Below are 19,088 nucleotides of genomic sequence, written 5' to 3' on the forward strand. Positions count from 1 at the left end.
AGCAATGTTGCTAGCTCAGCAGCTCTTTGTATCCCGCATTCGATTTTGCCAGCAATCGTAGAGGAAAAAGTTCCTCATGTCCATTTTTTGTTTGTTCTATTACGGTTATTTCTAAGCCTATTATTGGTTTTATACCATGTTTCAAGCAAGCTTGATAGAAAGGGATCGAACCGTACATCACATGATAATCTGTCAGAGCCAACGCCTCATAGCCAAGATTTTTAGCTGTTTGTACGAGCTCATCAATCCGGTTGGATGATCGTAATAAACTGTATTCACTATAGACAGAGGTCTGAACAACACTCATGTTGATTCTCCTTTCTATTTTTAGATGTTTAGATAAGTAGGCATACTTTGTACAGCTCGGTTCATACATATAAGGACGACCTTAAAAGGAGGCGGCTGTATTGACCAGAGAAATGCTTGCAACCTTAGTCATTGATTTTTTTGTAGCATTTGGCGTCATCATTGGCGGTGCATTAATAGGTGGCATCGGTGCCTTTATCCTAGGAAAACCCCCACTACTAGCTATTCATAATTTAGCAGGCAGCTTAAAGATTTGGGCAATTGTCGCTGCTTTAGGAGGAACCTTTGATGCCATCACTACATTGGAAAGAGGCCTATTCAGCGGTATACATGATGACATTTACCGAACCTTATTGATGGTTTTTGCCGCATTATGTGGCGCTCATACAGGAACCATTTTAATACAGTGGATTGTGGGAGACCCACTTTCATAATGAGGGTTCCATCTAATGTTTCGCGCCCAGGCTGGTTGCGTTTTTTTGCTGGAATAATGCTTGGCAGTATCCTTGGGTGGGTGTTTTTCTTATTTCAGTATGGACAAATCTATGACGGAATGATTGTCACACGCATACAGCAGGATCTGAAAATCGAAACCTTACAAGAAAGAATTGATCAACTTATTAGTGAACAAAAAAGTCAAAATGAAGATAATCAAAAGAAGCTAACCATTCAACAAATCGAAGTTCATTTCACTTCTGAATCGCGATTAGATCTTGATCAGCTAACAATTTATGAAATTCGACAAAACATCTTATCTGAACTTGCTTATCTGGAACGCAAAGATATTGAATCCGTTCACCACACAAAAGAGTTGCTCATACGCACCATTGAAAATAAAATCTTCACGGTTGAAGATAAACGATATCAAGTAAAAATTAATGAAGTTTATCTCTTTACAACCCTTCATTTATACGCAGAAATTCAATTAGACAGTACGTAATTTATCTGAATTTTTATCAAAAGACTGGATTTAGCCTACTTTTCCTTTATACTAGAGAATAGACACAAGGTAAGGAGGCCATCCAATATGGACATGACTGGAAAAGATATGGTCATCAATCGTAAGGATATGGCACGAAAAAAACTTGCGAAACTTAAAGCAGGTCAAAGTGCCTTTACCGAAACACAAGAAGTTGCTGACCTTTTACGCAAGCTCGCAAAAGAAGATGGTGTACTTTTTGACGAAGATAACACGGATTTAGGTGCCTGGTTTATACCGAAAACACAGACAGAGAAAAGTGAATAAGAGAGTACAGAGAGGGCTTCAGTTGAAGGCCTCTTTTCATATTTATTCCGACTCACAAACCTTTATTAGCTTAGATATGATCTCATCTGTTTCTTCCCACGAATAAGCAGTCGCACCAGAAGCTAATGTATGACCCCCGCCTTGATGTTCTTGTGCAATTCCATTAATAATGGGACCACGCGAGCGAAGTCTAACACGAATTCGATCCGCTTCTTCTACAAAAAAGACCCAAACCATTAATCCTTCAACTGAAGAGAATGTATTGACAAGCTGTGAAGATTCATTGGAAGTCACATCAAATGTTTCCAGCACATCACTCCTTAATTTCATCACACCTACACAACCATGATGAATTTCAAAGTGCTGCAATACGTACCCTTCCAATCGTGTCATTCGAAGATCTCTTTTATAAAGCTCCGCATAAAAATCGTTTACTTCTATATCTTGTTCTAAAAGTAGTGCCGTTCTTCTCAGGGTTTCAGGTTTTGTATTAGGATATCTAAACCGTCCCGTGTCTCCTACAATACCAGCGTATAAAAGCAATGCAGAGCTTTTAGAAAGACTAAGCTCTCTAGATCCCTCAACTAGTTCAACAATCATTTCACTAGTTGAGCTAGCACTCACATCTACCCATACCACATCACCATAAGGCTCTTCATTCGGATGGTGATCAATTTTGATTAACTCAGCTCCTAATCTAAAGCGGTCATCACTAATTCTTTCTTGATTTGCACTATCACACACAATGACTAGTGCTCCGTTGTATTCTTCATCTGTAATCGTGTCCATCTCACCTAAAAATAACAAGGAAGGCTCGGATTCGCCTACTGTATAGATGTTTTTATTTTGGTATGCTTCTTTTAGAATAGCGGCTAGGCCTAGCTGTGAACCTAACGCATCTGGATCCGGTCGTACATGTCTGTGAATAATAATCGTATTGTATTTCGAAATTTTTTCTAGTATAGCTTGTTTCATAAATGACTCCTTTTATGTACTCGTTTAGTATTGATCTAGCTATTTTTTTATAGTCACGCTACAATGCAGATAAGATATGTATATCAAGGAGGCTTATACATGGATAAATTGCTCATTATCCTAATTGTTTTTACTGCAGTCTTTTTTCTCTATAATCGAATCCAAGCATGGAGAAAACCAGATTCTTTAATTAAAAAAATCTATGAAACACGCTCTAGACTATTTCTTGGTTTGTTTCTACTTGTCTTTAGCTTAAACCTACTTGTACAACCTCGAGGGGTTATTGATATGGTTATAGGTAGCGTATTAATGATCTTTGCTTTGGCTAATACAATCTATGGATTTAAGGCGTATAAGCATTATATCGCACAAGCTGAACCTTCTAAATCATAAAAAAAGGGGTGGACCCATAAGCCTGAATAATGGCTTATGGGTCTTTTTACTGTTTAATCCATTAATTGAGCCATGACAAGTGCTTTTCCAACAATTCGCTCTTCGTCATAAAGTTCCACATCTATTTTTGCATGTTTTCTTCCAAGCTCCAACACCTTAGGAATAACAGTAACTATGCTATCAATTTGAACGGGTTTGAGAAAATATAACGTCATGTTCTCTACGACTAGATCCCCCTTCGATCTTGATCGTAAAATCCGACTTCCTGCTTCTGTTACCAAGGTTGTCATTACACCATACGAAACTGTTCCAAGATGATTACTCATTTGCGGAGAAATACCACACTGATATTGCCCCTCCGCTCCTGGAACCTGCTCCATTCGGCTTACAACTATATCTTCTATTGTTTCTCCAACCTGAGGTTGACGTTGGATCATTTGAAGAGCCTTTAATACATCCTGACGACTCACTACGCCAGTTAAATGGTTATGGCTATCAACTACAGGTAACAATTCAATACCTTCCCACACCATAACGTGAGCCGCTGAGGCAACAGACGTTCTTTCACTAACTGTAATTGGATCAGACGTCATCACTTTATCAATCGACACCTGTTTAGAAACATCCACAACGTCCTTAGCTGCAATCATGCCTTTTACTTTTGAAAGCTTGTCTACAACTGGATAGCGACTGTGCCCTGTTTGCTCATTAAGCTCATGCCAACGATTAACTGCATCATCTGTATATAATAAAAAAGTCTCTTCAAGCGGAATCAAGATATCATCCACAAGCACAATTTCTTTTTTAATCAATTGATCATAAATAGCCCTGTTGATCATTGCCGCAACTGTAAATGTATCATAACTCGTTGAGATAATAGGCAAATCAAGCTCATCTGCCAACCTCACAGTATTAGGATTTGTATCAAACCCTCCAGTAATGAGAACAGCAGAGCCAGCTTCTAAAGCTAGTGTATGTGAATCATACCGATTCCCAACAATTAATAAATTCCCTGCGGTCACATATCTCATCATTGCATCTTTTGTCATAGCCCCAATAACAAAACGATTTAATGTCTTATGCAATCCTTGCCTACCGCCTAATACTTGGCCCTCAACAATATTGACAATTTCTGCGTAGGTTAGTTTCTCAATATTTTCTTTTTTCTTTTTCTCAATGCGAATAGTCCCGACTCGTTCAATGGTACTGACAAGCCCTTGATTCTCAGCTTCTTTAATTGCTCTATATGCCGTTCCCTCACTTAGAGATAGGGCTTTGGCGATTCTGCGGACAGAAATTTTTTCACCCACATGCAAGCGTGTTATATAATCAAGTATTTGCTCGTGCTTCGTAGCCATAAAGTCTCACGCCCTCATTCTTCCAGCTGATAGTCAAAATTTATACTATCTTCATTATACGTCTGAAAGAATAGGGCTTCAAGTTCATTCGTATTCAGCTGTCTTTCTTTGAATCATGACCGGCTGCCTTCTAGATTGCTTCACGACTTGACGCTTTGAATGTGTTCGGACCCAGGCTAAGAGATTACTAAGTAAAACTAAGGCAGCAAAGGCAATCCAGCACAATGCAAACCAACCAGTTACACCGCCCTCACCAAGCGGCAAATATTGAACTCCATATGAAAACAGCACTCCCGCTAACAATAAACAAATGAAAAAACGTTGCTTCATAGCCGTCACTCCCCTTTATATAGGGTATGCAGGCTTGTACAAAAAAAGACCAGCAACATCACTGGTCTTCTTACTTAATTATAATGTAATCGCATCGCCAACTTGCATGACGTGACCTACTCCACTTGGAAGCTTCGCAACAAAGTCTTCAGGATTTTGCTCAATTCCAGGGAAGGTATTGTAATGTATAGGCACTACCCTTTCAGCTTGTAGCCATTCAGCTGCCGCAATTGCATCCTCTGGTCCCATTGTTAAAGTATCACCAATTGGCAAAAAGGCTAAATCAATGTTGTTACGTTCGCCTATGATTTTCATATCGCCAAATAATGCCGTGTCACCTGCGTGATAAATCGTTTTTCCTTCCGCAGTAAAAAGTATCCCTGCAGGCATGCCCGTATAAATAATCTGTTGCGATTCCTCATCAATGACCGACGAACCGTGAAATGCCTGAGTTAATTTTACTTTTCCAAATTCAAACTCATGCGCTCCACCAATATGCATTGGCTGAGTTTTTACACCTTGCCAGCCAAGATAATTAGCAAGCTCAAATGTCGCAATCACCAGGGCATCATTTTTCTTCGCAAGCTCGACAGTATCGCCAACATGGTCGCCATGACCATGTGTAAGCAGAATCACATCAACTTTTTGTTCATCTGCTTTTAAGTCTGATTTTTCGTTTCCTGTAATAAATGGATCAATTAAAATAGTGGTGCCATTTGTCTCTATCTTTACAACAGAGTGACCATGATAACTAACATTCATTATTCTCAGCTCCTATATTCAACTTCTATACTTTAGTATGTAACCGATTTTTAATTTATTAAAACCATTGATTTGTACACGTATTATCTCATTATGATAAAGTAGAACAAACAAACAAGGAGGTCTATCATGTCTACATCACGATTAGAAACGTTTCAAGACTCTTTAAAAGAACAACAAATAGCAGCTGCTTTTATCCAGGGTAAAGAAAATGTATTTTACCTTACAGGTTTTCGTACAGATCCTCATGAACGAATTGTAGCACTTATTGTGTTACCCGATGAAGCTCCCTTTTTAATTGTGCCAGGCATGGAGAAATCTTTAGTTCAAAAAGCTTGCTTGGACCGGTGAAATCCTTACATATAGCGACACAGACAATCCTTGGACAATTCTTCAAGATACATTATCACGCTACACATTTAAAGGAGATTCCGTTTGGGTTGAGAAACGTATTATTGCCCTTGAACGCGCGGAACAACTGCAACACCTCTTTGGCCCAAAACAGCTTCTTGATGCTGAGCCCGCCTTAATGAAACTAAGATCAATTAAAACAGAAAAAGAGATTTCTGTATTGCGAAAAGCAGCTCAACTCGCTGATCTGGGTGTACAAATTGGCGTTGAAGCAATTGCAGAGGGTCGTAAAGAGATTGATATCCTCGCAACCATTGAATACGAGCTTACTCGCAAAGGCATTACCGAAATGGCTTTCCAAACGACCGTGATTAGCGGCGGGAATTCAGCCGATCCACACGGGAAACCAGGCAATAAAACCATTACACACGGAGATCTAGTACTATTTGACCTTGGAGTTGTACTTGATGGGTATTGCTCAGATATTACGCGTACCGTTGCCTTTGGTGACATCTCTGAAGAGCTCCGCACTGTATACAATACAGTCTTAGAGGCTCAACTAGCAGCTGTATCCCTATGTAAACCAGGTACAGAATTAGGTGCACTCGATCGCAAAGCACGCTCTATCATTACAGAAGCAGGATATGGCGAATGGTTCCCGCACCGTCTAGGTCATGGACTTGGAACCGACGTTCACGAACTTCCATCTATCAACGAAACCAATCAAGACAAACTTCAAGCTGGCATGACCTTCACCATTGAACCAGGTATCTATTTGCCTAACAAAGGTGGCGTACGGATTGAAGACGATATTCTTATTACAGAAGATGGACATGAGCTTTTAACAAACTATCCGAAAGAACTACAGATTATTAAAGCATAATAAAAAGGAGCGTCCACCTTGGTGGGAGCTCCTTTTTTGTTCATGAGGTTCTTGTTTTTGCTCATGGAGCTCGGTTTCCGCTCATGGAGCTCGACTTTCCGCTCATGGAGCTCGACTTTCCGCTCATGGAGCTCGGCTTTCCGCTCATGGTTCTCGGTTTCCGCTCATGGAGTTCAGCTTTCCGCTCATGGAGCTCGACTTTCCGCTCATGGAGCTCGACTTTCCGCTCATGGAGCTCGACTTTCCGCTCATGGAGCTCAGCTTTCCGCTCATGATGAGACCCTCTTCTCCACTCATGAGTCCTTCTTCTGCCAAGCCCCATGTATATAGTCGATCATCTTCATCAATAAATCGGATATCGAATGATTCTAAGTTAGGATACATCTGAATCAAAGCCTCTTTATACTGTTCACGTGTTTGTGCCTTCTTAATTTGAAGTGTGGAGATCATTTGATCTACTTGTATCTTAGCTTCTTTTCCTTTTATAACTGTTGTTCCTGTTTCAAACTCATAATGACTTGGACTATCATATTCCCACTCATGTTCAGTTCCATTCTCTACAACGGTAATACGTAAGGAAAAAGTCTGCATAAGCTCAAAACCACCAGCCATAGCTTGACTAGGTAAAGCTAAAATACCAATCATAAGTAGTGCAACGAATACAACCATGCCTTTTTTCACTGATTTCACCTCAGCTTAAAATCGATCGCTTTTTGTTTCCTTAGTTGAAGATTTGTGTTGTTCAATCGTTCCCATATTGTAAGAATCCATTAATTGCTGATTCACTTCTTTTTCAGACTCAGACATATTCATTGACCATTCTTCTTCCTGTTTCTTTTCCATACAAAAAACCCCCCTGCTATCCTAGTAGTCGTTCACCACTAGTATGGCAAGAGGTATTCAAAATTATGTGTTAGCATGTACTCCGAGGATTGCTTCCGCCTTTTTTAAGGCAATTCGAACTTGGTCAAATCCAGTTCCACCAGCACTATTTCGTCTGGCAACAACTGTTTTTGGTTCTAATACATCATAGATATCTTTTTCAAACAGCTCGTGGGCTTGTTGGAAGTCTTCATAAGTGAGACCAAGTAAAAACACACCCTTGTTAATGGCCGTTAAAACCAGTTTCCCTACAACCTCATGGGCTTCACGGAACGGTAAGCCTTTTGACGCCAAATAATCAGCGAGCTCTGTTGCATTTGAAAAATCATTATGCACAGCCTTTTCCATAACCTCAGTCCGAACATCCATCGTATCAATCATACCAGCAAAGATCTTTAATGAGCCTTTTACGGTATGAACGGCATCAAACATGCCTTCTTTGTCTTCCTGCATGTCTTTATTATAAGCAAGAGGAAGTCCTTTTAATGTGGTTAATAGTGAAAATAAGCCACCGTATACTCGACCTGTTTTGCCTCGAATCAATTCAGCCATGTCTGGGTTTTTCTTTTGTGGCATGATACTGCTTCCTGTTGCAAAAGCATCATCCATTTCAATAAATTGAAACTCCTGAGATGACCATAGAATTAGCTCTTCACATAATCGAGATAGATGCATCATTGTTAACGATGCAGCACTTAAAAACTCAACAATAAAATCTCTATCACTCACCGCATCTAGGCTATTCTCATAGATACCATCAAATCCTAACAACTCAGCTGAATACGCTCGATCGATCGGAAAAGTTGTTCCAGCTAATGCTCCTGCTCCAAGTGGTGACACATTCACCCGTTTTAAACTATCTTCAAAACGGCTATAATCACGCTCAAGCATCCAGAAATAAGCCATCAAGTGATGGGCAAATGAAACTGGTTGTGCCCGCTGTAAATGTGTGTAGCCTGGAATTAGCGTTTCTACGTGAGCAGACGCTTGATTTAGAAGGGCTTGTTGTACATTTCGGACTGCCTCCATAATCGTTTGTGTTTCGTTACGTAAATATAAGTGCATGTCCGTTGCCACTTGGTCGTTTCTACTTCTTCCAGTGTGCAATTTTCCGCCAACCGGACCAATTTCATCAATTAAAAACTTCTCTAAGTTTAAATGAATATCCTCGTTTTGCACAGAAAACTCAAGTTCGCCGGCTTTTGCTTTTTCACGGAGAGTTTTAAGTCCTGCTTTGATTTGATCGGTCTCATCAGCGGAAAGAATGCCACACTTACCGAGCATCGAGACATGGGCCAAGCTACCTTGTATATCTTCCATAACAAGAGCCTGGTCAAAACCGATGGATGCACCAAATGCATCCACCCATTCTTCAGCAGTTTTTGTAAATCTGCCGCCCCAAAGTTTTGTCACAGTGTAACCTCTTTTTTCTTTTCTTTATTAATCATGCTGTGAACTTTGGTTGGAAGACCCCAAAGTGAAATAAATCCGATTGCTGCATTGTGATCAAACTCATCATCTGGAGTGTACGTAGCGAGTTTCTCATTATAAAGAGAATTCTCTGACTTACGCCCTTCCACAATTGCGTGACCTTTAAATAGCTTCACACGTACAACACCTGTTACAGACTTTTGTGTTTCTTTTAAGAATGCTTGAAGTGTTGGTTGTAATGGTGAGAACCAAAGTCCTTCATAAATAAGTTCTGTTAATTTCTTTTCAACAACTGGCTTAAAATGAGCCATTTCTTTTGGCAATGTTAGATCTTCAAGCTCTTTATGGGCATTAAGAAGTGTGATAGCTCCAGGGCACTCATACACTTCACGTGATTTAATACCTACAAGACGGTTTTCTACATGATCAATCCGTCCAACTCCATGCTTTCCTGCCACGTCGTTTAAATGTAGGATCAGTTCATGTAATGGATAAGCAACGCCATCAATTGAAACCGGAACTCCTTTTTCAAAACCAATTTCAATAATGTCCGCTACATCAGGAGTTTTATCAAGTGGAGCTGTTAATTCATACGCACCTTCTGGTGGAGTAGCCCATGGATCTTCGAGAATACCACATTCGTTACTACGGCCCCACAGATTTTGGTCAACTGAATAAGGATTATCTAAATCAATCGGAATTGGAATGTTGTGTTTTTTTGCATATTCAATTTCTTCATCACGTGACCATGCCCACTCACGAACAGGAGCTAGCACTTTTAAGTCTGGATTAAGAGCTTGAATCGATACTTCAAAACGAACCTGGTCATTCCCTTTACCCGTACAGCCATGAGCGACGGCTGTAGCTCCAGTCTGCTCGGCCACTTCTACAAGTTTCTTAGAGATTAATGGACGAGAAAGAGCCGATACAAGTGGATACTTTTGCTCATACATTGCATGTGATTGTAGTGCCGGAAGTACAAAGTCTTCAGCGAATTCTTTTTTAGCATCAATTGTATACGATTGAATAGCACCTACTGTTATCGCTTTTTGCTTAACGAATTCAAGATCTTTCCCTTCACCAACATCAAGACCTACTGCAATGACATCATATCCTTTATCCGTTAGCCATTTCACAGCAACAGATGTATCTAATCCTCCAGAATAAGCTAATACCACTTTCTCTTTACTCATAACTAGTCCCTCCAATGAATATTCATACTCTTTTTATTATTTTTATACATAATCATTCAAAAAAAATGAGCCAAACATGTTTTACTGAAAGAGATGTAATGCATAAGCAATCATCTTTTCTTATTAATATACATAACTTTAACAAGCCTAAACGGTTTTGGCAAGAGAAAAGTGCATATTTCTTTGTAAAAACTTTTTAAAAAAATACAGCTCCTTTCTTCAGATATACTCTAAAGAAAAAAGCTGTAGGTATTTATCGTTTAAACCTCAGACATACGAACCGTATCACGAGCAATCATGACTTCTTCGTTTGTTGGGATGATAATAACTTTAACTGGTGAGTGCGGGAAGTTGATAAATGCTTCTTTTCCACGTACCTGATTAAGAGATGGATCAAAATAAACACCCATAAATTCTAAACCACGTAACACACGCTCACGAATAACATCACTATTTTCACCAATTCCAGCTGTGAAAACAATGGCATCTACTCCACTCATACGAGCTGCATAAGATCCAATATACTTATGAATACGAGATGTGAAGACGTTAAGAGCTGTTTCAGCACGCTCGTCACCTTCTGCAGCCTTCTCTTCAATGTCACGAAGATCACTTGAGAAACCTGTTAAGCCTAACAATCCACTTCGTTTGTTAAGTGTATCTAATACTTCTATAGCAGTTTGTCCTGTTTTTTCCATAATGAACGGAATTAATGCTGGGTCAAGGTTACCAGAACGAGTTCCCATTGTCACACCTGCAAGTGGGGTAAAGCCCATTGAAGTATCAATTGATTTACCTCCTTGGATGGCTGCAATACTTGCTCCATTACCTAGATGGCATGAAAGAATACGTAATTGCTCAATCGGACGATCTAAGAGCTCAGCTGCACGTTCTGATACATATTTATGAGAGGTTCCGTGGAAACCATATTTACGAATACCAAAATCCTTGTAATAGTCATAAGGCAGACTATAAAGGAAAGATTCCTCAGGCATTGTTTGGTGAAAAGCTGTATCAAACACTGCAACAGCAGGTACATCTGGTAAGATGTCTTTAAATGCTTTGATTCCAACGATATTAGCTGGATTATGAAGCGGTGCTAACTCAGAAACTGACTCAATTCCTGCTAGAACTTCATCCGTAATTAGTACAGAGTCGTTAAACAATTCTCCACCATGAACGACACGGTGACCAATGGCATTAATCTCATCAAGAGAATCAATAATGCCTAGACCTGTTAGTTTCTCAAGTAAAAGCTTAACCGCCACTTCATGGTTAGGAATGTCTGTAATCGTTTCGTTTTTTGTTCCATTAACTGAAATTTGAAAGATTCCATTATCTAGTCCAATACGCTCAACTAGTCCCTTTGTTACAATTTCTTCTTCAGGCATCGTTAATAGCTGAAATTTCAATGATGAACTTCCAGCATTAATCGCAATAATTTTAGACATAAAAAAAGCCCACTCCTTTTTTAGACACCATTAATCTCTATAATTTGGATGTCCCTCTTTTAATATTTAAGCACCGAAATCCTTGTAATTCAAGTGTTACGGGCGATATTCCTCTTCCGAAAATGAAAGTCAGTGAATTCTGAATACATTTCACTAAAATGAAATCTGTTCTACTATTTGCTAAAAATGCCCTACTAAAAGACTTTAAAGCGCTTCACATATTTTTCTTTTAGACCGGGCTCAATGTGTTGTACTACAGCTTTAATTCTTCGGCAAACCAATTATTAATTTGCTTCATCATATCTGCTAAGGCTTCTTTCTTGTCAAAAGAAGGAAGATCAGCTAATAAAGCATGTCGAGGTACAGTCGTTTTTTCGCCTTTTTTCTGTAGAAGCAAAAAGCTTTTGCCATGTTGTTGATCTTTAAACATCGTTTTTGGCAACTGAAGTAGGGCAAGGATCGTTGTTTGCTCCTTAAGATACGTGTGCAACTTCTCTGCTTGATCACTTTCAAACAGAAAATTCGGTACTAAAAATAAGGCATATCCTCCTGGATTGATTGAACGTATTCCTTGTTCAATCATTAAGTGATGAATAAACGCATGTCCTTCTTCTGCTTTTAATGTATAGGTAGATGCAACTTCATCTTTGGGATAATAGCCAATGGGTAAGTCTGTGACAACAATATCGCTTGGCGCTAATGCTATTTGCAGACTGTCTTGGTGGAACAATTCAACCGTATGCCTTTGAAGATTCGCATTTGCAAAAGCAATGTGTAAAAGGGTTTCATCTGCTTCAAATCCACTAGCTTCTACCTTCAAAGGAGAATGATTTAAGACAGTGGTTAAAAGATTTCCTGTTCCTACAGCTAAATCCAGAATACGAATAGCTGATTTTTCATTTGATGTAATCTTATTAATCAAATAGGAAGCAAACAAACTGACGGCATCCGGTGTCATTGAATGATGCGGTTGCACAGCACCTTTCATTCCTTTTAGTACAGTCATTTGAAATGCTTTTCGAACGGTTTCTTTCTCAAGTGACTCAACATCTATATGGCTTAGTATGCTCAAAAGAGTTTGTTCTGTTTCATCATGCTGAGTTGTTTTATTTGCTTCTTGAAAAATTGCTTCTCCTACTTCGGCAATTGCTTCCAAATACGTGATGCCTTTTTGTTTCTCTAAGTGAATTGCTCCTTCATCTATGCAACGATATAACTCATTAAATTCTGTTTTAGTCATCTTTACAACTCCCTTTGTCCAGTTAGTGACACTGTTCGTTATTGTACAGGAGATTATATGTACACACAATAAAATCCCGCTGACAGTCAGCGGGATTGTCCATTTTTATTCAGCAGTTTTTGCTGCAGCAATGGCCTTTTCATAATCAGGATGATCCGTTCCCTCTGAAACGTATTCAGCGTGAACGATTGTCCCCTTTGAGTCGATTACAAATACAGCACGCGCTAACAAACGCAATTCTTCCATGACCAATCCATAAGCTAGACCAAATGAAAGGTCTTTGTGGTCTGATAAAGTTTGTACATGTTCAAGTCCTGATGCTGCGCACCAACGTCTTTGGGCAAATGGTAAATCAGCACTAATTGTTAAGACTTCAACATTATCAATAGACCCTGCTTCTTCATTAAATCGACGTGTTTGTGCATCACAAACGCCAGTATCAATGGAAGGAATGACACTAATTATCCTCACTTTGTTTTGTGAGTCAGCTAATCTGAATTCTGATAAATCGTTTGCTAACACTGTAAAGTCAGGAGCTTCTTGGCCTACTTGTACTTCGTTCCCTAATATCGTCATCGGATTGTCTTTAAATGTGATTGTTGCCATGATAATTCCTCCTTCATGATTTCATTACGCTTAACCTCCATCATACTTGAAGAATTATCCTTCTAGCAAGCAAACTGCATTCTTAGAATGGAGGATGCTCTGGATCTTTACCTTTTTCATGGGACGATGATCGAAGCATCTGCTGAATTTTTTCTGTAACCTGTGGAGCTAAATCCAACAATCGTTCATATAAATGTGTTTGACTATCTAAATGGATCATTTTTATGCCTGATTTCCCTACCACTAAAAATGCGATTGGTGTGATAGATACACCACCACCACTACCGCCACCAAATGGATGTGTATGGTCATCAGCTGACTGACCTTTATGATCAATGATGAATTCACTACCACCAGCAGCAAAACCAAAACCAACTTTGGAAATCGGCATAATAACACTACCATCTGGCGTTTCAACCGGATCTCCAACAATTGTATTGACGTCCACCATTTCTTTTAAATTTTCCATCGCTGTTTTCATTAAACCTTGAATTGGATGATCCGACATGTTATGCCCTCCTTATATTTCACTTCATTTTTCACTTCTTGTTTTTGATATTGGACGTTTTCTCCAATGCAACAGAACCGATATTCCTGCACGAATAGCATGTCCAATTCGAAACGAAAACATGCAGTTAAACTGAGTTTGTGTAAGTTGGTGCTGATAGATTGGAGCTACTCGAAGTTCTGGAAGAGCAGGAACTGTTAAATACACACTTAACAATCCCGCTAACATCGATTTTGCTGTCCATAAATAACCTATTGCTTGTGCCGTAATAGCGGCATCACCTAATCCGCATTCTGTATTCCATTGAAATTTGTGTACAGTTACATTTTTAAATTTAGGTCGAATGAGTTTATGAAATCTTAAAATATAAGTTTCCCACTCTTTTATTTTTTGAAAAGCCATTAATAAGGTGAGGAAATTCAGCTTTTTGCTTTTTGACTCGTTCGCAACAGTCGTTGCTTCTCTCTCTGTTTTAACTTCCGCCTTATTTTGAGGCATATTATATGTATAAATTTTCAAAGAAAAAATTTTAATGATAAGTGTTAACGATTGTTTCTGATTAATAAGAGCATAATTGACACTCACGTTTACTTTCATTGCACAGATGCAAAGTAGAAGAATAAGAATACTGACCCAAACCCAAATCATATTTTACCCCCTTTCTCATACTATTTTATCCTTATAAATGCAAAAATAACCCGTCCAGTTAGGACGGGTTATGACTAGTCATTCTTATTTCTTATCATGGACAACCATCGTATCAGCTACAAGGTCATGTAATCCTCTTTTGGTTGGTACAAATGCCACAAATAAATACAGCCACATAAACATTGATATAGTAAATATTTGAATATGATAAACCAAACGTACTATTCCTTCACGGAAGATAATCTGCTTCCAAGTTAGTGGTGAACCGTCTGCTGACACAACCTTAATACCAAGCACCATTTTTCCTATTGTTTTCCCAAAAAATTTCGTCATGAGCGCAAAATACAAGAAAAACGTACCCGCTTGAATAAATGTTAGAGTAGCAAATGGTCCAATTGATTGAACGCCATCATCTAAGAACACAAACCACGAACGAATAAATAAACTATTTAATGAGAAGAGAACAAGCATATCGAGTAAAAAAGCCCAAAAGCGTACCCAAAAGCCTGCATACTGTTGAGCTTCTACAGATTCAACAGGTTGCTCAGATGATTCTAGTAGAAGTTGCTCTTCATTTAGAGATACCACTGTCTCTTGGTTCTTTAAGCGAGCTCTCCTGGAACGAGCAAGAGGAGTAGACGCAGTATGATTAACCATATATCAGCTCCCCTTCCTATTCCGCATATAGATACTTAAGTGATGGTGCACGGTTTTCAAAAATCAACTTTTGAAGTACGGTTAACTCTGGGTCTGGACCAAACATCTTCTGTGCTGTCATTCCAAAAAAGTCATACATCCCCATTGAATAATCATACGTTACCACTTGATAATCTCCACCACCAAGTTCTTCACTTAATAAATCAATTGTATCTTCAAGGTCACCTAGATCATCAACCAATCCATTCTCCAAGGCTTGGTTTCCACTATAAATACGACCATCTGCAATGTCTCGAACCGTACTCTCATCCATTTGTCTTCCTTCAGCTATAATGCGAACAAATTCCTCATAAGATTCATCTACCATGGATTGAAGAATATCACGTTCCTCATCAGACATCTCTTTATATGGAGACATAATGTCCTTAAACTCTCCACTTTTAATCGTATTAAATTTCACACCATAGTTCTCCGCAAGTTCAGAGAAATTAATCGATTCCATAATAACACCAATAGAACCTGTAATGGTATTAGGGCTTGCTACAATTCTGTCAGCTGATGCCGCGATATAATAACCGCCAGAAGCCGCCATATTACCCATCGATATGTATACAGGTGTATCACGTAGTTCTTGTGCTTCTACAATCTTATCGTGAATTTCAGCACTTTCTAGGACCCCGCCACCTGGCGTATTGACTCTTATAATAATCCCATCTACATTAGGATCCGTGCCAGCACTTTCAATTTGAGTTAAGAAAGCTTGGTGATCATACATTTCTGTACTAAATAAACCTTGAGCACCAGTATCTTGAATGACACCATCTAAATTTAATACAACTACTTTACCTGCAGCTCCATCCTGAATTGTTGTTTCGGCAAAGTCTGAACTCACATAATCATCAAAATCTATCTGATAAAAACCTACAGCCAAATTTGTAATAGTAGAGATAATTAATAACCCAGCTACTACTCCCAATGCTGTCCAACGTTTCCAGTTCATTCTCCCACTCCCTCATTGCTTTTTTAACCATCCAACATCATACCATAAAAAACCAGTTTATTTCTCTTCGTTTTTATACATGATCGTATTATCAACAATCGTCATCAATACCTCGGCACTTAAATATTCTTCAATGTCACATGTAAAAAGGTTATGAGTTAATACCGTAAAATCAGCATCATAACCCTCTGAAATAAATCCTCTTTTTTCCTCATGACCCGTTGCATATGCACTTCCAGAAGTAAATAATTGAATCGCTTCAAAACGACTCAGTTTTTGTTCAGGCAAGTAGCCAGCATGCCGAGCCTCATCTGGGTGGCGTCTCGTAATCGCTGCATGCATACCAAGCAACGGACCAGGCGGTTCAATTGGTGCATCTGAGCCACCAGCACAATGTAAGCCTGCATCTAAAAGCGTTTTCCAAGCAAAGGACGAAGGGAGTCGATCTGGTCCTAAACGATCCTCTACCCACGGAAAATCAGTTGCTACAAACCGAGGCTGTAAATCCAAAATAGCTTGAAGTGGCTTTAAGCGATTAACTAAGTCCGGTCTCGCAACCTGCAAATGGATAAAACGATCGCGACCTTCAATTGGAGGAAATTCTTCAACCGCGGCAATCGCCTGCTCAAGAGCAGCATCACCTATTACATGGATAGCTACTGGCATGTGATAGTCCCTCGCTTTTTTTACAAGTGCTTTTAATGCCTCTGGACTATGCATGGCAACACCAGAATTATCAGGATCATCTGAATATGGTTCTGATAGAAGAGCGGTTCTTCCTCCAAGTGCACCATCTGCAAAAATTTTCATTGAACCAATTTCAAGATAGTCAGATAACGGGCCAGGCCCAAAGCCAAGTCTACTCATTTCATCAATTTGCTCATGATGAACAAGCAAATTGGTTCTGAAACGAAACTTATCCTTATGTATTAACGATTGAAAGACATCAATGGTTTCAGAAAAACCATTATAATAATTCATGTCTTCCGTATGGCCGCCTGTAATCCCTTGAGCCAACAGGTCTTCAATCGACCTTTTAAGAGCTTGATACACATACTCTCGATCAACTGGCGGCATCACTTCTTTAATAAGATCAACAGCCGCATCCATTAAATAACCAGTTGGCTCACCTGATTGATCCCGTTCAATGACTCCCCCTTGAGGATCTGGCGTATCGCGACTAATACAAGCTCTTCGCAAGGCCTCTGTGTTAACCAACGCAGCATGACGACAAACTCTCGAAGCATATAAAGGTTTATTTGGACTAATTTCATCTAATTCAAGACGATGAAAAATCTTCTTATCCGCAAAATTATTCTCATTCCACCCCTCAGCTAGCACCCAATCATGCTGAGTGGAATCTTTTGCTTTTTGAACAAGCCACTCCCTCATCTCAAAAGAAGTCGTCGCTTTTGATAAATCGAGACTAAGTAGCTTCTCCCCATGCCCAACCATATGTAAATGACTATCAACAAATCCGGGGTAGACATATCCCCCTTTGATATCTTTGATCACGGTAATGTCCTGCTTAAATTGTTGAAGCAACGTTTCTTTTGTACCCAACGCCACAATTTTCCCATCCACTACATAAACCGCATCAACCGCTTCACCTTGCTGCTTTAGCGTAAAAAACGTCCCATTATGCCAAAGTGTTCCCATTTTCATCTTCCCTTCAAATAATCTACACACTTTATTCATCTATCGTGACAGATTCATGAGAGAACAGCAATATCTTTGCTTAAACTTCTGCTCCTACTCGATGTCTGTTCAACTCATCTCTCTCTTGGTGGACGAGGTTCTTTTTTGGTAGACGCTGCAACGTCTTGGTGTTTGCTGCGACTCTCTTGGTAAAGAGGGTTAGAGCTTGGTAATTGATGCTTAGCTATTGGTAACGTGGGTGAGTTCTTGGTGGTTACTGCTTCTCTCTTTGTATGGAAGGTGGGCTCTTGGTGGTTCCTGCTTCTCTCTTTGTATGGAGGGTTGGCTCTTGGTGGTGCCTGCTTCTCTCTTTGTATGGAGGGTTGGCTCTTGGTGGTTCCTGCTTCTCTCTTTGTATGGAGGGTGCGCTCTTGGTGGTGCCTGCTTCTCTCTTTGTATGGAAGGTTGGCTCTTGGTGGTGCCTGCTTCTCTCTTTGTATGGAGGGTTGGCTCTTGGTGGTTCCTGCTTCTCTCTTTGTATGGAGGGTTGGCTCTTGGTGGTGCCTGCTTCTCTCTTTGTATGGAGGGTGCGCTCTTGGTGGTGCCTGCTTCTCTCTTTGTATGGAGGGTGCGCTCTTGGTGGTGCCTGCTTCTCTCTTTGTATGGAGGGTTGGCTCTTGGTGGTGCCTGCTTCTCTCTTTGTATGGAAAGTGCGCTCTTGGTCCCACCGTATTGCTCTTAACAAAGTATATTTCTCTCTTAATATGCCGTTTTGGCTCTTGCTTCGTTCGCTTTCTTCCTTGTCTAAAGAGTGGTTCTTCTTAATTAAGGAGCACCACTTCTTGGTAATCCCTCAAATTCCATCTCAATTAATAAAAATGTACATTTTTATCCCTTTTGTCTGTTGAACTTATCTCACTTGTCAATCAAAAATCACAATAAAAAGAGGGAGCAGTGAATGCTCCCTCTAAATCCAAAACGTATGATATTAATAGCCTCCGCCTAGTTGCTTTTCAGCTGCTTGCACAAGACGTTTAGTAATTTCTCCTCCTACAGAACCGTTAGCACGTGCTGTAGAATCTGGTCCTAATTGGACACCGAATTCAGAAGCGATTTCGTATTTCATTTGGTCAAGAGCTTGTTGTACGCCAGGTACTACAAGTTGGTTTGAACTTTTGTTATCTGCCATGTCTCTCACCTCCTTCGGTACTAATAGAATGACCCAGGATT

General features: G+C 39.7%; 22 protein-coding genes and 1 pseudogene. 5 read left to right on the forward strand and 18 right to left on the reverse strand.

Annotated features, from left to right (window positions below):
- Window positions 1-10: 10 nt before the first annotated feature.
- Entirely contained in the window at window positions 11-307 is a 297-nt protein-coding gene (locus tag NDM98_RS07090) for a PHP domain-containing protein (RefSeq protein WP_251605757.1), read from the reverse strand.
- Window positions 308-407: 100 nt separating this feature from the next.
- Here NDM98_RS07090 and NDM98_RS07095 point away from each other — a divergent pair, with 100 nt between their 5' ends.
- The 3 genes from NDM98_RS07095 (at window position 408) to NDM98_RS07105 (ending at window position 1,552) form a co-directional block, all read left to right on the forward strand.
- Window positions 408-740 carry a YtrH family sporulation protein gene (locus tag NDM98_RS07095; protein WP_285803894.1) on the forward strand — a complete coding sequence of 111 codons (333 nt, stop codon included), beginning with the start codon at window positions 408-410 and terminating at the stop codon, window positions 738-740.
- Window positions 740-1,246 (forward strand): sporulation membrane protein YtrI, encoded by a 507-nt coding sequence (gene ytrI / locus NDM98_RS07100; RefSeq protein WP_251605761.1) that lies wholly within the window; start codon window positions 740-742, stop codon window positions 1,244-1,246. Before NDM98_RS07095 ends, ytrI begins: the two co-directional genes overlap by 1 nt.
- An 87-nt stretch (window positions 1,247-1,333) precedes the next feature.
- A complete protein-coding gene (locus NDM98_RS07105; protein WP_251605763.1) occupies window positions 1,334-1,552 on the forward strand; it encodes a YtzJ family protein in 219 nt (72 codons plus the stop codon).
- Between the two features lie 42 nt (window positions 1,553-1,594).
- Here the strand turns inward: NDM98_RS07105 and NDM98_RS07110 are convergent, their stop codons facing one another.
- Complete coding sequence (locus NDM98_RS07110) at window positions 1,595-2,527, reverse strand: DHH family phosphoesterase (protein ID WP_251605766.1); 933 nt, start codon at window positions 2,525-2,527, stop codon at window positions 1,595-1,597.
- A gap of 99 nt (window positions 2,528-2,626) precedes the next feature.
- On the opposite strand from NDM98_RS07110, the gene NDM98_RS07115 reads away from it, so the two are divergent.
- Complete coding sequence (locus tag NDM98_RS07115) at window positions 2,627-2,920, forward strand: YtpI family protein (RefSeq protein ID WP_251605770.1); 294 nt, start codon at window positions 2,627-2,629, stop codon at window positions 2,918-2,920.
- Between the two features lie 53 nt (window positions 2,921-2,973).
- Here the strand turns inward: NDM98_RS07115 and NDM98_RS07120 are convergent, their stop codons facing one another.
- From NDM98_RS07120 to NDM98_RS07130, 3 genes are all read right to left on the reverse strand, one after another.
- A complete protein-coding gene (locus NDM98_RS07120) occupies window positions 2,974-4,278 on the reverse strand; it encodes a DRTGG domain-containing protein (protein WP_251605772.1) in 1,305 nt (434 codons plus the stop codon).
- A gap of 84 nt (window positions 4,279-4,362) precedes the next feature.
- A complete protein-coding gene (locus tag NDM98_RS07125) occupies window positions 4,363-4,608 on the reverse strand; it encodes a hypothetical protein (protein WP_251605774.1) in 246 nt (81 codons plus the stop codon).
- Window positions 4,609-4,686: 78 nt separating this feature from the next.
- The gene (locus NDM98_RS07130; protein WP_251605776.1) at window positions 4,687-5,370 is read right to left on the reverse strand and encodes a metal-dependent hydrolase; all 684 of its coding nucleotides are present in this window, start codon (window positions 5,368-5,370) and stop codon (window positions 4,687-4,689) included.
- Between the two features lie 129 nt (window positions 5,371-5,499).
- Between NDM98_RS07130 and NDM98_RS07135 the strand changes: the two are divergent.
- Window positions 5,500-6,604: pseudogene (locus NDM98_RS07135) on the forward strand (M24 family metallopeptidase).
- Window positions 6,605-6,748: 144 nt separating this feature from the next.
- Here NDM98_RS07135 and NDM98_RS07140 read toward each other — a convergent pair.
- The 13 genes from NDM98_RS07140 to NDM98_RS07200 form a co-directional block, all read right to left on the reverse strand.
- Window positions 6,749-7,285 (reverse strand): hypothetical protein, encoded by a 537-nt coding sequence (locus NDM98_RS07140; RefSeq protein WP_251605778.1) that lies wholly within the window; start codon window positions 7,283-7,285, stop codon window positions 6,749-6,751.
- Between the two features lie 15 nt (window positions 7,286-7,300).
- The gene (locus NDM98_RS07145; protein WP_251605780.1) at window positions 7,301-7,447 is read right to left on the reverse strand and encodes a hypothetical protein; all 147 of its coding nucleotides are present in this window, start codon (window positions 7,445-7,447) and stop codon (window positions 7,301-7,303) included.
- 63 nt (window positions 7,448-7,510) lie between these two features.
- On the reverse strand, window positions 7,511-8,899 hold the full coding sequence (argH, locus tag NDM98_RS07150; RefSeq protein ID WP_251605782.1) for an argininosuccinate lyase: 1,389 nt from the start codon (window positions 8,897-8,899) through the stop codon (window positions 7,511-7,513).
- A complete protein-coding gene (locus tag NDM98_RS07155; RefSeq protein WP_251605785.1) occupies window positions 8,896-10,110 on the reverse strand; it encodes an argininosuccinate synthase in 1,215 nt (404 codons plus the stop codon). Before NDM98_RS07155 ends, argH begins: the two co-directional genes overlap by 4 nt.
- Before the next feature lie 260 nt (window positions 10,111-10,370).
- Window positions 10,371-11,561, reverse strand: a complete 1,191-nt coding sequence (locus NDM98_RS07160; RefSeq protein WP_251605788.1) for an acetate kinase — start codon at window positions 11,559-11,561, stop codon at window positions 10,371-10,373.
- Window positions 11,562-11,814: 253 nt separating this feature from the next.
- Window positions 11,815-12,801 carry a class I SAM-dependent methyltransferase gene (locus NDM98_RS07165; RefSeq protein ID WP_251605790.1) on the reverse strand — a complete coding sequence of 329 codons (987 nt, stop codon included), beginning with the start codon at window positions 12,799-12,801 and terminating at the stop codon, window positions 11,815-11,817.
- A gap of 105 nt (window positions 12,802-12,906) precedes the next feature.
- The gene (tpx, locus tag NDM98_RS07170; protein WP_251605791.1) at window positions 12,907-13,407 is read right to left on the reverse strand and encodes a thiol peroxidase; all 501 of its coding nucleotides are present in this window, start codon (window positions 13,405-13,407) and stop codon (window positions 12,907-12,909) included.
- Between the two features lie 82 nt (window positions 13,408-13,489).
- On the reverse strand, window positions 13,490-13,915 hold the full coding sequence (ytfJ, locus tag NDM98_RS07175) for a GerW family sporulation protein (RefSeq protein ID WP_251605792.1): 426 nt from the start codon (window positions 13,913-13,915) through the stop codon (window positions 13,490-13,492).
- A gap of 24 nt (window positions 13,916-13,939) precedes the next feature.
- The gene (locus NDM98_RS07180; RefSeq protein WP_251605793.1) at window positions 13,940-14,563 is read right to left on the reverse strand and encodes a DUF2953 domain-containing protein; all 624 of its coding nucleotides are present in this window, start codon (window positions 14,561-14,563) and stop codon (window positions 13,940-13,942) included.
- Between the two features lie 84 nt (window positions 14,564-14,647).
- Window positions 14,648-15,220 (reverse strand): RDD family protein, encoded by a 573-nt coding sequence (locus tag NDM98_RS07185; RefSeq protein WP_251605795.1) that lies wholly within the window; start codon window positions 15,218-15,220, stop codon window positions 14,648-14,650.
- 16 nt (window positions 15,221-15,236) lie between these two features.
- Window positions 15,237-16,220, reverse strand: a complete 984-nt coding sequence (gene sppA / locus NDM98_RS07190; RefSeq protein WP_251605797.1) for a signal peptide peptidase SppA — start codon at window positions 16,218-16,220, stop codon at window positions 15,237-15,239.
- Window positions 16,221-16,277: 57 nt separating this feature from the next.
- On the reverse strand, window positions 16,278-17,879 hold the full coding sequence (locus NDM98_RS07195) for an amidohydrolase (RefSeq protein WP_251605799.1): 1,602 nt from the start codon (window positions 17,877-17,879) through the stop codon (window positions 16,278-16,280).
- A gap of 967 nt (window positions 17,880-18,846) precedes the next feature.
- On the reverse strand, window positions 18,847-19,047 hold the full coding sequence (locus NDM98_RS07200; RefSeq protein WP_251605802.1) for an alpha/beta-type small acid-soluble spore protein: 201 nt from the start codon (window positions 19,045-19,047) through the stop codon (window positions 18,847-18,849).
- Window positions 19,048-19,088 lie beyond the last annotated feature (41 nt).

Source organism: Alkalicoccobacillus plakortidis (genome assembly GCF_023703085.1).
Lineage (GTDB): Bacteria > Bacillota > Bacilli > Bacillales > Bacillaceae_D > Alkalicoccobacillus > Alkalicoccobacillus plakortidis.